Consider the following 13,683-nt stretch of genomic DNA (forward strand, 5'->3'; position numbering starts at 1 on the left):
GCGAACGAGAATGCTCGACTCCCCTTGCCGCCGAGGAGTCGGACTATAAGGCCGTCGCGAGTTCATCCCACCCCTCTTCCTGGAGTTTCCCGTGCGCTTCGCCTTGATCTCCGCCGTCGCCCTGACCTTTCTGTCCCGTTCCGCCGCCGCCGCTCCCGCGAAGGCCGCCGAGCGTCCCGCCGAGAGCGATGCGCCCTCCATCTCGACGGCCTCGGACAACAAGGGGGCGGATGACACGGCCGCCGTCTCGGGCGCCAAGGGCATCGTGTTCGGTGTCAACAACCTCCCCACGGTGGGTGGCTTCCTGTTCGTGAGCCCGGAGAACTCCCTGCGCCTCAACCTGGGCTTCGGCGTGGGCCTCAAGCCGGACGTCACCGCCGCGCTCTCCGTCGACGCGGCCTTCCGTCACCATCTGACCAATGGCACGCTGCGTCCCTTCGCCGAAGGCGGCGTCCAGTTCGCCTACGACGGGGACATCGACTTCGCGCTGAAGGGCGGACTGGGCGTCGAGTACTTCTTCGTGCCTCGCGTCAGCGTGGCGGGAACGCTCGGGCTCGCGCTGCGCTTCGACAATGGCGGCAACAGCATCAGCATTCCGTTCGGCACCACTGGCCTGTTGATGAACGTCTTCTTCTAATAACCAGGAGCGTCCACCCCAGCACCAACTCGGGACAAGTGAAACGTTCTGACCTACGGTGGCGCCCCCGAAGAGCAGAAGTGAACCCCTGACCCCCAGAGACATCGCACCATGATCAAACTGACCACGAGCTTTGGCGACATCGTGTTGGAACTCGACCACGCGAAGGCGCCGAACACCGCCGCCAACTTCGAGGAGTATGTGAAGTCCGGCCACTTCAACGACACCATCTTCCACCGGGTGATTCCCGGCTTCATGATCCAGGGCGGCGGCTTCAGCCCCGACATGAAGGAGAAGACGACCCGCGATCCCATCAAGAACGAAGCGGCCAACGGCCTGAAGAACGCGAAGTACACCGTCGCGATGGCCCGCACCTCGGCGCCGCACTCCGCCACCGCCCAGTTCTTCATCAACGTGAAGGACAACAGCTTCCTCGACTTCCGGTCGGCGGACGCCAACGGCTTCGGTTACTGCGTCTTCGGCAAGGTCGTTCAGGGCCAGGATGTGGTGGACCGCATCGAGCAGGTGAGGACCGGCCGCAAGGGGATGCACGACGACGTGCCGAATGAGCCCGTGGTCATCCAGAAGGCGGAGATCGTCTGAAGTTGAGGTGAGCCGTCCCGCTTCCGCCGCGCCACGGGGTTTCGGGCGAGGCGGAAGCCCGTTCCGCTACACTCGGCCCCCATGGGTCAGGATCTTCAAGCGCTGCTGCTGTCCTATGGCTACGTGGGTGCCTGCGTACTCGTGGGCGAAGTGGCCGCGCGCCGGGGCGCGTCCCGGGAGTTCGCGCGCAAGTTCATCCACGTCGGCGTGGGCCTCTGGATCTTCGGCATCCTGGGACTGTTCGAGCACCGGACGCTGGCCGTGGTCCCCTCGCTCTCGGCGGCGGTGGCCAACTGGATCATCCACCGCAAGCGCCTGCTCCGAGCGGTGGAGACCACCCCCGACAACCTGGGCACCGTCTGGTTCGCGCTGTCCTTCTCGGCCCTGGTGTGGCTGGCGTGGGATCGGCCCGCGGTGGCGGCGGGCGGTGTGCTCGCCATGGCCGTGGGAGATGCACTGGCCTCGCTCGTGGGCCGGCGCTTCGGGCGCCACCGCTATGAGACGCTTGGCGGAGAGCTCAAGAGCCTGGAGGGCTCGATGGCCCTGCTCGCGGGCACCTTCCTCTCCGTGCTGGCCGCGATCACATGGATGCCGGGCCTCGCGCCGGAGATGCCCCGGGTGCCACTGGCCCTGCTGTGCGCCGTGGTGGCCACCTGCGCCGAGGCGCTCGGCACCCGGGGCCGGGACAACCTCTGGGTGCCCCTGTCCGCCGGAGCCGTGCTCGCCTGGACTCCCGCCGCGCACGTCACGGGCCTGGGCCTGGGCGCCGCGGGTGCCTTGCTCATCGGCGTCGCCGCCTGGGCCCGGGGCTCGCTGAGCGCGAGCGGCGTGCTCGGCGCGATCCTCATCGGCCTCCCCGTCTTCGGACTGGCGGGCCCGGTGGGAACGGCCGCCCTGCTCGGGTTCTTCTTCTCCTCCAGCGCCCTCTCCAAGGCGTTCCGCGCGCGCAAGGCCGGGGTGGAAGCGGAGTACGCCAAGACGGGAACGCGAGACCTGGGACAGGCCCTGGCCAATGGTGGAGTGGCGGCGCTGGCCGCCGTGCTCCTGGGCACCACGGGAGACGCACGCTACCTCCTGGCGATGCTGGGCGCCTTCGCCGCCGCCAACGCGGACACGTGGGCCACCGAGCTGGGAGTTCTCTCGCGCTCACCGCCCCGCCTGGTCACCACCCTGCGGCCCGTGGCCCCTGGCACCTCCGGCGCCGTGTCCGCCATGGGTCTCATGGCCTCCACCGCGGGTGCGGCCTTCGTGGGACTGCTCGCCCTGCTCGCGGGCCTGTCATGGACGGCGCTGCCCTGGATCATCGTGGCGGGCGTCGCGGGCTCGCTGGCCGATAGCGCCCTGGGCGCCACCGTGCAGGACGTGCGCTGGTGCGAGTCCTGTGGCCGGGAAACGGAGCGCCGGATGCATCACTGTGGCCGCCCCACCCGGGGCCTGCGAGGCCTGGCCTGGTTGGGCAACGACACCGTCAATGTCATGGCCACCGCCGTGGGTGCCCTCCTGGCTTTCTGGGCATGACGGGAGCGATGGTAGAGTGACCCGAGCAATCCTCGAGGGAATGCCGCTGGCGGTGACAGCTGGAGCGGCTACTACTGCTCGGGGCCCTGCGAGTCCGCCGTGGAATGCGGGCCGCGCTTGCCGGTCTGCTCCTCCATCGCCTTCATCGGGCGGATTTGCATCCGCCATCCAGACGGCGAAACCTGAGCTGGACGCGGCGACCGCGCGTCCCCCGTGCCGCCGCCCGGAGAAGCCGCCTGGGGGTCGCCCGGGACATGAGGAGAGGACGAGCGCGGCCGGGGCCAGACTCCCGGCCTGCCTCCCTCGATGAACACCGCCTTACCTTGAGCCTGGACGTTTCTATCGCTCGGGGAGGCATCCATGGCGGAGGCCCAGGCCCAGAAGTTGGATGTCCTCAGGATCGATCGCGCGGCGCGTCCCCGACGCAAGCTCCCGCGCCGATGGCCACTCTGGGTGGGGCTCCTCCTCATCCTGGCGCTCGCCGTGACGTTGTTGGGAACCAACCGGGTCCCCAGTGTCCAGGTCGCCGAGGTCCGCGAGGCCCGTCCCGGCGAGCAGCAGACCGAGCTCACCGCCACGGGCTATGTCTCCTCGCGCCGCCGCTCGGTGATCGCCCCTCAGATCCCGGGCCGGCTGGTATCGGTGGAGGTGGATGAGGGCGACGCGGTGAAGCAGGGCCAGGTGCTCGCCCGCCTGGATGAACGGGACGCACGTGTGATCGAGGCCCGGGCCCAAGCGGACCTCCAGGCGGCGACCCAGCGGCTCGTCTCCACGCGCGCCACGGCCGCGCGGGCGAAGCAGGACCTCGCCCGGGCCGAACAACTGGCCAAGGCCCAGGTCATCACGCCGGCGAGCCTGCAAGCGGCACAAGCAGCCGCCCGCGCCATGTCCGCCGAGGTGCGCCTGGCGGTGGCCCAACGTGTCGCGGCCGAGCGAGCAGCGGAAGCGGCGCGGCTGCAGCTCACCCACACCGTGGTGCGCGCTCCCTTCCAGGGCACCGTGGTGCGCAAGCTCGCCGACGAGGGCGCGGTGCTCGCCCCCGCCGCGATCGAACAACAGAACGTGGGTGGCATCGTCGAGCTGGTGGACCTGAGCGCCCTGGAGGTGGAGGCCGAGGTGAGCGAGGAGCAACTGCCCCGCATCCAGAAGGACCAGCCCGCGCTCGTGTTCCTCGATGCCTACCCCGACCAGACCTTCCGCGCCCAGGTGCGCTCGGTGCGCCCGACCATCGATCGCGCCAAGGCCACGGCGACGGTCAACGTACAGTTCGAGTCCATCCCCCCGGGCGTGCTGCCGGACATGGGCGCACGCGTGGCCTTCCTGAAGGAGGAACTGCCACCGGACGCGCTAGAGCGCGAGGACGCGACGCTGCGGGTGTTGTCCTCCTCGGTGGTGAAAGACGGGGGGCAGTCCCTGGTGTGGGTGGTGCGCGACGGGCGGCTGGTGCGCCAGCCGGTCCGGGTGACGCAGAAGGTGGGCGACGAGGTGGTGCTGGCCGAGGGGCCTCCCCCCGGAACACAGGTGGTGGTGTCGCCCGAGGCGAAGCTGCGAGCGGGACGCAAGGTGAAGGTCCAGACGGAGGGCGGATGAGCACCCCCCCCGAGCACATCCCGGCCTTCATCCGGCTCCGAGGCGTCTCCAAGGCCTACCACCGGGGCGATCTCGTGGTGCCCGTGTTGGAGGAGGTGAACCTCGACATCGGACAGGGGACCTTCGAGGCCTTCATGGGCCCATCCGGCTCGGGCAAGTCCACGCTGCTCAACCTGCTGTCCGGGTTGGATCGGCCCACGACGGGCGTCGTGGAGGTGGGTGGACGGGATCTGGCGCGGCTGAGCGATCAGCAACTGTCCGACTGGCGCGCGGGCCACGTGGGCTTCGTCTTCCAGTTGTACAACCTGCTGCCCGTGCTCACGGCGGCGGAGAACGTGGAGCTCCCGTTGTTGCTCACCCCGCTGTCACGCACCGAGCGCCGCGACCACGTGGCCGCCGCGCTGGAGGTGGTGGGCCTGAAACACCGGGTGAATCACCGGCCGCCCCAGATGTCCGGAGGCGAGCAGCAGCGGGTGGCCATCGCGCGGGCCATCGTCACGGATCCGGATCTGCTCATCGCGGACGAGCCCACGGGCGACCTGGACCGCAAGTCCGCCGAGCAGGTGCTCGACCTGTTCGAGGAGCTGCACCGGGCGTTGAACAAGACGCTCGTCATGGTGACGCACGATCCCCACGCCGCCGAGCGGGCCGACGTGGTGCGGCACCTGGAAAAAGGGGCGCTGAGATGACGTTCGGACGGCTCGTCTGGCGCGACCTGCTGCGCAACCCCCTGCGGCTGAGCCTCACCGTGCTCGCGGGCGCGGTGGGCGTCGTGGCCTTCATCTTCCTGCGCACCGTGGTGGACTTCTTCTACTCGGGCGTGGCCACCGCCCAGGCGGACCGGCTCCTCACCCGCAGCAAGGTCTCCATGACCTCGACCCTGCCCATGTCCTACCTGCCTCGCATCTCCTTGGTGCCGGGGGTGAGCGACGTCACCTTCTATGGCTTCTTCGGGGGGCGCCAGAGCGAGTCCCAGCAGGACTTCTTCGGCTCGGCCTTCGTGGACATCCCCTCCTTCCTGCGCGTCTTTGGCGAGGAAGTGGTGGTGCCACCCCGGCAGGTGGACGCCCTGAATCGGGATCCCTGCGGCGCGCTCATTGGAAAGAACCTGGCCCAGCGCTACGGGTGGAAGCCAGGGGATCCGGTGACGCTCAAGGGCACCGTCTACCCGGGGGATTGGACCTTCACCGTGCGGGGCATCTACGACGTGCGGGGAGGGAGCATGGACGCGGATTCGTTCCTCTTCGGCTTCCGGTGCATCAACGAGAAGCTGCCCAAGGATCGCAAGAACCGGGTGAGCGCCTTCATGCTGCGGGTGGAGGATCCCTCGCGCTCGACGGCGGTGGCCGCCGCGGTGGACACGATGTTCACCAACAGCCCTTACCCCACGCGCACGGAGAGCGAGCGCACGGCCACGCTGGGATTCATCTCCATGCTGTCGTCCATCCTCACGGCGGTGAACGTGGTGTCACTCGTCATCCTGCTCATCCTCCTGCTGGTCATCGGCAACACGCTGGCCATGGGGGTGCGCGAGCGCACGCGAGACCTGGCCACGCTGCGGGCCATGGGCTTCAAGCGAGGGCGGGTGGTGACGCTCGTGCTCGTCGAATCGGTGGCGATCGGTCTGCTCTCGGCGGCGCTGGGCGTGCTCCTCGCGCCTTCGCTCGTCAACGGCTTCCTCTCGGTGGTGGGCCCCCAGATGGGCGGCATCCCCCAGGACGCCCTCCGGGAAGGGACGCTGTTGCTCGGCGCGCTGGCGGCGCTGCTCGTGGCGCTGCTGGCCGGTGCCATCCCCGCCATCCAAGCCATCCGGCTTCCCGTGGCCGAGGGGTTGAGGAAGGTGGCCTGAGGGATGATTCCGCTCTACTACAACACGCGCAGCCTCTGGGCGCGGCGCCTGTCCACGGGCATCACCGTGTTGGGCCTGGGGCTCGTCGTCTTCGTCTTCGCCGCGGTGCTCATGCTCGCCAACGGCATCGAGACCGCGCTCGCCGCGGGAGGAGACCCGCGCAACGTCATCCTGCTCAACAAGGGCGCCACCAGTGAGCTGATGAGCGACGTGAGCCGCGATGCCCTGCGCCTGGTGGCCAGCCTTCCCCAGGTGGCGTCCTCGGCGACGGGAGAGCCCCTGGCCGCGGGCGAGCTGGTGGTCCCGGTGCCGTTGCCCCACGCGGACGGCCGGGAGTCCAACGTCAACATCCGTGGCATCGGCCCCCAGAGCTTCGCCATCCGGCCCATCGTGCGGCTCGTCGCCGGACGGGCACCCCGGACCGGGACGAATGAATTGGCCCTGGGCTCGTCCCTGGTGGGCCGCTCCCCAGGCGCCCGGTTGGGTGGTGAGCTGTCGTTCGCCAACCAGCGCTGGCCCGTGGTGGGCATCTTCTCGGCGGAGGGGAGCGCCTACGAGTCCGAGCTGTGGATCGACGGCAACCGGCTCGGGCCGGCCTTCGATCGCCCGGTGTTCAACTCCATCGTGGTGCGCACCCACTCGGTGCCGGTCCGCGATGCCTTCATGCAGGCGGTGAAGAACGACTCGCGCTTCACGCTCGACGCCAAATCCGAGCCCCAGTATTGGGCGGAGCAGGCCACCGAGCTGGCCACTTTCATCCGCGTGCTCGGGCTCTTCGTGTCCTTCATCTTCGGCGTGGGCGCGGTGCTGGGCGCGATGATCACCATGTACGCCCAGGTGGCTTCGCGCATCACCGAGCTGGGAATGCTGCGGGCGGTGGGCTTCCGGCGCCGCAGCGTGCTCGCCAGCGTCCTCATTGAATCCGCCGTGCTGGGCACGGCCGGGGGCGTGCTCGGTGCCCTGGGCGCGCTGGCCACGCGCTGGCTGAAGATCCGCACCCTCAACATCCAGACCTTCACCGAGGTGAGCTTCGGCTTCACACCCACCCCGGAGATCGTCGTGGCGGCGCTCGCCTTCGGGGCGCTGATGGGCACGCTGGGAGGATTGCTCCCCGCCCTGCGTGCCGCCCGGCTGTCCATCCTGGAGACGCTGCGCGCCTGACTCTCGCCCTCACACCACGACTTCACGCCGGGGCAGCACCTCCTGCGCCTTCTCGTCCGTATGGCAGAGGGCGAGGTACACGAAGCTGAGCGGCAGTGTGAGGAAGGCGATGGGGAACGCCAGTCCGGCCACGGCCGAGAGCACCACCAGGACAAGGACGTTGAGGAAATACGCCGCCCAGTCCGAACGGCGCTGGAAGACGCGGAAGCTCTCGGAGAGCGCGCCGATGACCGTGCGGCCCTCGGCGGCCAGCATGGGCGCGTGGAACCAGATGATGGACAGCAACAGCCCCGGCACGATGAGCGAGTACCCGAGGGCGATGGGAATTCCCATGATCAGGGTCAGTCCCCAGCTCTTGAGGAAGTTGCCCTGCCGCTCATAGGCGGCCTGCCACCGCACCGGGCGTCCGGTGCGCACGCTCTCGAGCGTTTCCTGGAGCAGGTTGAAGGCGAACCACGGCCCCGGGATGATGAAAATCGAGCCGATCAGCACCACGAGGCTGCCTAGAAGCAGACCCGTGGCGTTGGCCAGGAAGAAATCCCAGGTGCGCTTGAAGCGGCGATCGATGTGCGAGTCCAGCATGGTGTGAGGCTCCTTCATTCGAGCGACTTGCTCCGCTCTCTCCATGTGTCTGTACGCATGGACGCTCAACCTCTTGCATGTGTGATTCGGGCCTCGGGCCCGCCAGGGGCTCGCCTGGCCGGTCCCCCCTCGGAGAGCACGGTCACAACAGCTCCATGGCCACGTCCAGATGGGGCTCGGCCCGGCCCTCCCAGAGGACCCGGGCACGAGGCGACACCCGCAGCGCCCGGTGTCGCCATTGACCCACCAGCCAGTCCACCTGGAGTGAGGCCTCCGCCTCGTGCCGCAACCCGCGCGAGAGGATGAACATGGGAGCCCAGGAGGCCTCCAGACGGATGGCGTTGAGCGACGAGCCCGGGAGCGCCACGCGCTGGGAGAAGGAGAACCGGGGCCCTCCCGCGGGCGCGAGTTCCTGTCCCCAGCGCAGCGCCGCCCGGCCTCCCACTCCCAACGCGGCGTAGTGCCGGAAACCCGGGCTCTCCTCCACCACCAGCAAGGCCTCCGCCTGGACGGTGGCGCGGTGCGGCAGGTCGCGCGTCTTCTCCTGGGACTCGAGCAACACCTCCATGCCCCAACCCAGCTCGTCGAACGGGGTGTTCCGGTGCCAGGGCGGCTCGCGCAACAAGGTCCGGTAGCCCAGGAGCGTGAGCCGCGAGTCCAGCACCCGCGGCAACCCCAGCACCGGCTCCAGGCGCAGCTCGCCATCGAGCACGCGCAGCTCGCTGCTGGGCCGGAAGCCGTGCAGGAACGACTCGCCCAGACCCTCTCTCAGCGCCGCGGTGCGCAGGGCCAGCACCGGCCGGGCGCTCCCCAGGGGCCGCGCATCCATGCCCACGCCCACCGAGAACCGGGCCGCGCCCGAGGCATGCAGCGAGCGCGAGGCCCGCGCCCGCTCCTCCTGCATCTTGTGCGCGCGATCCCGCTCCAGGAAGTCCAGTGCGTCCACGTGGGCCAGGACTCCCGATTGCAGGGCTCCCTGGACGTCGGTGGCGGTGATGAAGGTGTCCTCGATCGCCCGCGCCCGCGCGAGGACCTGGGCTTCCTCGATGGTGGGCTCGCGCTTGTCCGCGGTAGCCAGTGCCTGCTCGAACAGGGCGATGCGATCGAGCGCCGCGAGACGCCGCTGCACCTCGTCCTCCCGCTCGAAGGTGAGTTGACGCTCCCGCTCCGCGTCCCGCTGGGTGGGCATCGCCACGTGCACCTTCACCAGCAGGTCGCGCTCCACCGCGAGGCGCCGCTCCTCACCGCGATCCACCTCCGCGCGCTCCACCCGCACGGACTGGGCGATGTACTCGTGCACCCACTCGCGCACCGCGGGGGGCTCGGACGTGGCGGCGAGCGTTGCGTCCACCAGCGCGGGCACCCGGGCCCAGGCCTCGCGGCGCTTGCCGGGCTCGGGGGACATCAGCCGCCGATGCAACAGCCTCCACCGGGTGGCCAAGCCGGGCTCCATGCGCGACACCAGCGCCTCGAGCACCCGCTCCCGGGACGCGTGGGCCCGCAGGGCGCGATCCCCCGTGGACTCGAAGTCATCCGGCACATGCTCCAGCAGGGGATGGCTCTCGCCGCTCCCCGGCTCCGTCACCTCCACGCGTGTGAGCGAATCCAGCGTGGCCCCTGGCAGCACCCAGAAGGCACCCGGCGTGCGCGCCACCCTGCCCTCCTCCAGCACGCCGTTGATGAGGAAGAGCAACGCGCTCGCGCAATTGTCGGTGGCGAAGTAGTACGGCAGATAACCCCGCCGCTCCATCTCCCAGACGCGCTCGATCAGCCGTATCCGCTCGCCCTCGGTGAGCCGCAGGCGGAAGCGGCGGATGGTGCGCTGCTCCAACTCCAACGTCTCGTGCGACAGGTCCCCCCGCGTCGCGGTGAGGAAGGCCAGCGAGAAGCCTCCGGACAACCCCTTGAGGATATAACCGGGGCCCGCCGTCTCCACGCCCGTCAAGGCCACGGGCTGCACCACCGACTCGAAGCTCGGGCCCTGGACAACACTCCCCTCGCGCCATACCGGCCGCATCATCAGATGGCCGAACAGCGATTCGGGCTGGCGGCCCGTGGAAGCCACGAGCAACACCTCGAAGTGGGACAGCTCCCCGAGATTGGCCCAGGCGTCGAAGGCGGGGCAGTCCGGCCGTGGAGCCACCGACCCCAGCCCCTCTCCCTCCAGCAACTCCCCGAGCGCGCGCGACTTGGAGAACTCCTGACAGCGCACCCGCTCGTCCACGGACAAGGCCTCCTCGCGCAGGGACTCCACCGGGACGAAGAACTCCTCGGCGAAGGTGGCCAGATCCAGGGAGGCGCTCTTCCGGCCTCGCGCGCGGCTGAAGGCCCCGTCATAGGAGAGACGCGAGGCCTCGGTGAAGTTCAGGGGCCGCTCGAAGGGAAAGAGCCAGCCCGACAACCGCCGCCAGCGCGCGGTACGGCTCCAGCCCCGCGCCTCATCCCACCGCCGCATCACCGCGTGCACCACCGCGCGCCGCCGCCACAACCGCTCCAGCTCCACGTCGGACAAGCGCGCCGTGCGCGACGTGGCCCGCCGCTCGCTGGAGGGCACGAAGGCGTAGAGGTGGAAGCGCCGCTGGCCCTCGCTCCACTCCGGCCGCCGCTCCGATTCATTGCCCATGCCCAGGGGCGCGGGCTCCGGATGCAGCACCAGTTCCAAGGGGCCGCCCGGAGGATGGCGCAGTGCGGGCGGCAGCAGGGCGAGCGCGGCCTCCACCTCGGCCACGAGCGCCGCGTCCCCCGAGGCGGGGGCACGCAGCACCAGTCCCGCCTCGGCTTCCAGCGCGCCGACGCGCTCGGCGAGCGTGCGCGCGGTGGCGGGTGATGCCACCAGCAGCGCCGTCACGAGCGTCGCCAGACGCCTCATTCCATGAGGCCCTGGGCCGCGAGGAACGCGCTCCCATCCTCCTGGAGCCGGGGCTCCGCGCCCGCGAGCTGACCGACCCGCCCGAGCCATTCCAGGGCCCGCTCGGGGGTGAGCCGGGAGGGCTGGGCGAGCGAGAGCAATTCCGCGCGGTGCTCGCGCAACACCTGGCCGAAGAGCCGCAGATTCTCGCGGCGGATGCGCGCCATCGCGGCCAGGTCATCGATGCTGGGGCCCGCGCCAAGCGCCAGATCCTCGCGAAGCTGGTGGGTGCGCGAGCGCAGGTAGGCCTGGGCGGCCTGCCCCACGGCCGCGGGGGGTGGCACGGCATGGGCGGCGACGCTGAACGCCCGCCAGATGACCACGCCCAGTCCGCCCACGGTGGCGCCCACGGTGGTGACGGAGCTGATGGGCGCGGATTCGCTCCTGGCGCCCTTCGAGCTGCCCGAGGACCGAAGTGGGCCGGAGACATCGGTCGGCTTGCTCGTGCCCTGGCTGGAGTTGCCCGAGCCGGAATCGGATTGACTCGAGTTGCCCGAGCCGGAATCGGATTGACTCGAGTTGCCCGAGCCCGAGTCGGACTGACCCGAATCCCCTGAACCGGAATCGGACTGGCTCGAATCCCCCGACGCCTGACTGGATTCGCCCGAACCCGCGCTGGAGTCTCCCGAGGCGCCGCTGGAATCTCCCGAGCCCGCGCTGGAGTTGCCCGAACCCGAGTCGGAAGCACTCATCATCCCCGAGCCCACGGCCCTCGGTGTCTGACATCCGGTGAGCAGCGTCCAGATGATGGCCCCGACAACGCACGTTCCCTGCCGCTTCATGAACTCCCCCAAAGATGGTCACGTGTGAACTTGGCAGCGGAGCGCGGGGGAATGCACGAGGCAACAGATGACGCGGTGCGATGGCGCAAGAGGTACGCTGCGCCGGGCCCCTCATGACCACCGCTGACGCCGTCCTCCACGCCACCCGACGCTATCTCCGTGACCATCCCTCGGCCTCCCTGTGCGTGGGAATCACGCACCGGGGCGAGCATCATGTCCAATCCCTCCAGGGAGCAGCGGGCGCCCCTCCCGCTGTGGATTCCCTCTACGCGCTGGGCACCCTCACCCAGGTCTTCACCGGCGGTCTCCTGGCGCTCCTGGTGGACCGGGGCGAGGTGCGGCTCGACACCCCCCTCCAGGAACTGATTCCCCGGCCGCTCCTCCCGGATGAAGCCGCCGGCCGCATCACGCTCGAGCAACTGGCGACGCACACCTCCGGCATGCCGCACGATCCGCCGAACCTGCGGACGCCTCAACAGAACCCCTCGGACCCCTACGGCCACTACAGCGCGGCGCTCTTCGGAGAATTCCTGCGGGGCTACCGTCCCCAGCATCCACCGCCGCGAAAGCCCTCCGAGTCCATCATCGGCCAGGGCGTCCTCGGGCATGCCCTCTCCCGCCGCCTGCGGCTCAACTACGGACACGCCGTGCGGGACTTCCTCTGCACGCCACTGGGGTTGGGCGACACCACCTTCCGTCTCTCGGAGAGCCAGGAGCCGCGTCTGCGTCCCGGCCACACCGCCCGGGGCGTGGCGGTACCCGGCTGGACCTTCCCGGCGCTGCCCGGAGCCGGAGCCCTCTACTCGACGGTGCCGGATCTGCTGCGCTTCCTCGACGCGAACCTCGGACACCAGGACGCCGGGCTGGGTCAGGCCCTGCGGCTCGCGCATGCCCCCCGCGTGAAGACCCGAGGCGGCGGTATGGGGCTCGGATGGAAGAGTTCCCAGGTGAAAGGCCAATCCATCGTGTGGCGCGCCTCGATGATGGGCGGCACGTCCGGCTTCCTCGGCTTCTCGGCGGAAACGGACACCGGCGTCGTCCTGCTGTCGGATCACACGGGCGGGTTCCTGGCCTCGCTCCTCCGCCGGACCCCGTTGGAGACGCCGGGATTCGACCTGCTAGAGTCACCCCTCCAAACAAAGGCAACCCCATGATTTGTGTCCTGCTCCTGAGCGCCCAGCCCCGAGCCGGTCACGACTTCGGGGGCGGGCTATCGAGGCCCTTTAGCTGTTCCTCGGCCATCCGCCGGTATTGCGGCACGATCTCCACGGCGAGCACGTCACGCATCTGCTGGCGGGCACCTTCGAGATTCCCAGCGTCCCGGAGGCTCGTCATCCGGTACATCGAGCGCAGGAATCGATGCTCAGCCTTCTGGAAGCGCGAGAGAATCATCACCATCAGGGCCTCGGCTCCTTCCGTGCTCTTTAGGGCCTCTTCCGTCTCGGCCTCGCTCACGGCTGCCGTGGGGGCGGTCCGGCGTAGGAGGGCACGCAAGTTGTCGGTGAGTTCCAGGGCGTGACCCTGCTGGATTCGCTGCGCGAGAACGGCGAGCTGCGGCCGGGCGGGCAGGTCCGGATTGAGGCGCCCCGTTGCGAGCACGTCCGCAAGCCCGGTCAATTCGTCGAGAAGGATTCCGGCCTGCTCCCGGTAGAGTGGGACTACCTCTACGGCGAGTACGTCACGCATCTGCTGACGTGCCCCTTCAAGGTCGCCCGCATCCCGAAGGTCGTACATCCGAAGTCGTGCGTCACTCAGCCGATCGGAGCCGTCATCAATGCGCGTGATGGTCTCTCTCAGTAACGTGCTGGCCGTGCTCCCATTGCGAAGAGCCTCACCAGCATCTTCATGGCTGATGCCCACCTCTTGAGCGGTCCTCAGCAACAGGGCGCGCGTGCCTTCTGTCAGTTCCAGCGACTCGCCGCGTTCCAACACCCTCCGTGACAGTTCCCTAATGGAGTTCCAGTCGATTTCATCGGACATGATTTCTCCTCTACTTCCGAGAACGGCACCAATCTTCCGGCCATTTGTGCTGCCCCTCACAGAGGCGGAGGCA

At 69.3% G+C, this 13,683-nt stretch carries 12 protein-coding genes; 8 read left to right on the forward strand and 4 right to left on the reverse strand.

Translation table 11 applies throughout. The features are described 5' to 3' along the window. The first annotated feature begins 91 nt into the window (after positions 1-91). The 7 genes from MEBOL_RS38625 to MEBOL_RS38655 all read left to right on the forward strand — a co-directional run bounded on the left by MEBOL_RS38625 (position 92) and on the right by MEBOL_RS38655 (position 7,358). The gene (locus MEBOL_RS38625; RefSeq protein WP_095982096.1) at positions 92-637 is read left to right on the forward strand and encodes a hypothetical protein; all 546 of its coding nucleotides are present in this window, start codon (positions 92-94) and stop codon (positions 635-637) included. 111 nt (positions 638-748) lie between these two features. Beyond that, positions 749-1,240 carry a peptidylprolyl isomerase gene (locus tag MEBOL_RS38630; RefSeq protein WP_095982097.1) on the forward strand — a complete coding sequence of 164 codons (492 nt, stop codon included), beginning with the start codon at positions 749-751 and terminating at the stop codon, positions 1,238-1,240. Positions 1,241-1,321: 81 nt separating this feature from the next. After that, positions 1,322-2,758, forward strand: a complete 1,437-nt coding sequence (locus MEBOL_RS38635) for a DUF92 domain-containing protein (protein WP_095982098.1) — start codon at positions 1,322-1,324, stop codon at positions 2,756-2,758. 360 nt (positions 2,759-3,118) lie between these two features. Then, positions 3,119-4,348 carry an efflux RND transporter periplasmic adaptor subunit gene (locus tag MEBOL_RS38640; RefSeq protein ID WP_095982099.1) on the forward strand — a complete coding sequence of 410 codons (1,230 nt, stop codon included), beginning with the start codon at positions 3,119-3,121 and terminating at the stop codon, positions 4,346-4,348. Continuing rightward, the gene (locus MEBOL_RS38645; protein WP_095982100.1) at positions 4,345-5,037 is read left to right on the forward strand and encodes an ABC transporter ATP-binding protein; all 693 of its coding nucleotides are present in this window, start codon (positions 4,345-4,347) and stop codon (positions 5,035-5,037) included. The genes MEBOL_RS38640 and MEBOL_RS38645 overlap by 4 nt, the downstream gene beginning before the upstream one ends. Further along, entirely contained in the window at positions 5,034-6,197 is a 1,164-nt protein-coding gene (locus MEBOL_RS38650) for an ABC transporter permease (RefSeq protein ID WP_095982101.1), read from the forward strand. Before MEBOL_RS38645 ends, MEBOL_RS38650 begins: the two co-directional genes overlap by 4 nt. A gap of 3 nt (positions 6,198-6,200) precedes the next feature. Further along, on the forward strand, positions 6,201-7,358 hold the full coding sequence (locus MEBOL_RS38655; protein ID WP_095982102.1) for an ABC transporter permease: 1,158 nt from the start codon (positions 6,201-6,203) through the stop codon (positions 7,356-7,358). Positions 7,359-7,367: 9 nt separating this feature from the next. Here MEBOL_RS38655 and MEBOL_RS38660 read toward each other — a convergent pair whose 3' ends face one another. The 3 genes from MEBOL_RS38660 to MEBOL_RS43460 all read right to left on the reverse strand — a co-directional run bounded on the left by MEBOL_RS38660 (position 7,368) and on the right by MEBOL_RS43460 (position 11,630). Then, positions 7,368-7,940 (reverse strand): hypothetical protein, encoded by a 573-nt coding sequence (locus MEBOL_RS38660; RefSeq protein ID WP_157823926.1) that lies wholly within the window; start codon positions 7,938-7,940, stop codon positions 7,368-7,370. A 142-nt stretch (positions 7,941-8,082) separates the two neighbouring features. Beyond that, positions 8,083-10,809: a lipoprotein N-acyltransferase Lnb domain-containing protein gene (locus MEBOL_RS43900; RefSeq protein ID WP_170115680.1), complete on the reverse strand. Its 2,727-nt coding sequence runs from the start codon at positions 10,807-10,809 to the stop codon at positions 8,083-8,085. After that, complete coding sequence (locus MEBOL_RS43460) at positions 10,806-11,630, reverse strand: hypothetical protein (protein WP_245919249.1); 825 nt, start codon at positions 11,628-11,630, stop codon at positions 10,806-10,808. Before MEBOL_RS43460 ends, MEBOL_RS43900 begins: the two co-directional genes overlap by 4 nt. A 113-nt stretch (positions 11,631-11,743) precedes the next feature. On the opposite strand from MEBOL_RS43460, the gene MEBOL_RS38675 reads away from it, so the two are divergent. Then, a complete protein-coding gene (locus MEBOL_RS38675; RefSeq protein WP_095982105.1) occupies positions 11,744-12,784 on the forward strand; it encodes a serine hydrolase domain-containing protein in 1,041 nt (346 codons plus the stop codon). A gap of 37 nt (positions 12,785-12,821) precedes the next feature. Here the strand turns inward: MEBOL_RS38675 and MEBOL_RS38680 are convergent, their stop codons facing one another. Beyond that, positions 12,822-13,610, reverse strand: a complete 789-nt coding sequence (locus MEBOL_RS38680; protein ID WP_095982106.1) for a DUSAM domain-containing protein — start codon at positions 13,608-13,610, stop codon at positions 12,822-12,824. Positions 13,611-13,683 lie beyond the last annotated feature (73 nt).

It is taken from the genome of Melittangium boletus DSM 14713 (assembly GCF_002305855.1).
Lineage (GTDB): Bacteria > Myxococcota > Myxococcia > Myxococcales > Myxococcaceae > Cystobacter > Cystobacter boletus.

Excerpts from the sequence above, each read along its gene's own strand:
- MEBOL_RS38675 (WP_095982105.1), top strand. The coding sequence starts at position 11,744 with ATGACCACCGCTGACGCCGTCCTCCACGCCACCCGACGCTATCTCCGT.
- MEBOL_RS38660 (WP_157823926.1), bottom strand. The coding sequence starts at position 7,940 with ATGCTGGACTCGCACATCGATCGCCGCTTCAAGCGCACCTGGGATTTC.
- MEBOL_RS38635 (WP_095982098.1), top strand. The coding sequence starts at position 1,322 with ATGGGTCAGGATCTTCAAGCGCTGCTGCTGTCCTATGGCTACGTGGGT.
- MEBOL_RS43460 (WP_245919249.1), bottom strand. The coding sequence starts at position 11,630 with ATGAAGCGGCAGGGAACGTGCGTTGTCGGGGCCATCATCTGGACGCTG.
- MEBOL_RS38680 (WP_095982106.1), bottom strand. The coding sequence starts at position 13,610 with ATGTCCGATGAAATCGACTGGAACTCCATTAGGGAACTGTCACGGAGG.
- MEBOL_RS38655 (WP_095982102.1), top strand. The coding sequence starts at position 6,201 with ATGATTCCGCTCTACTACAACACGCGCAGCCTCTGGGCGCGGCGCCTG.
- MEBOL_RS38630 (WP_095982097.1), top strand. The coding sequence starts at position 749 with ATGATCAAACTGACCACGAGCTTTGGCGACATCGTGTTGGAACTCGAC.
- MEBOL_RS38645 (WP_095982100.1), top strand. The coding sequence starts at position 4,345 with ATGAGCACCCCCCCCGAGCACATCCCGGCCTTCATCCGGCTCCGAGGC.
- MEBOL_RS43900 (WP_170115680.1), bottom strand. The coding sequence starts at position 10,809 with ATGAGGCGTCTGGCGACGCTCGTGACGGCGCTGCTGGTGGCATCACCC.
- MEBOL_RS38650 (WP_095982101.1), top strand. The coding sequence starts at position 5,034 with ATGACGTTCGGACGGCTCGTCTGGCGCGACCTGCTGCGCAACCCCCTG.
- MEBOL_RS38640 (WP_095982099.1), top strand. The coding sequence starts at position 3,119 with ATGGCGGAGGCCCAGGCCCAGAAGTTGGATGTCCTCAGGATCGATCGC.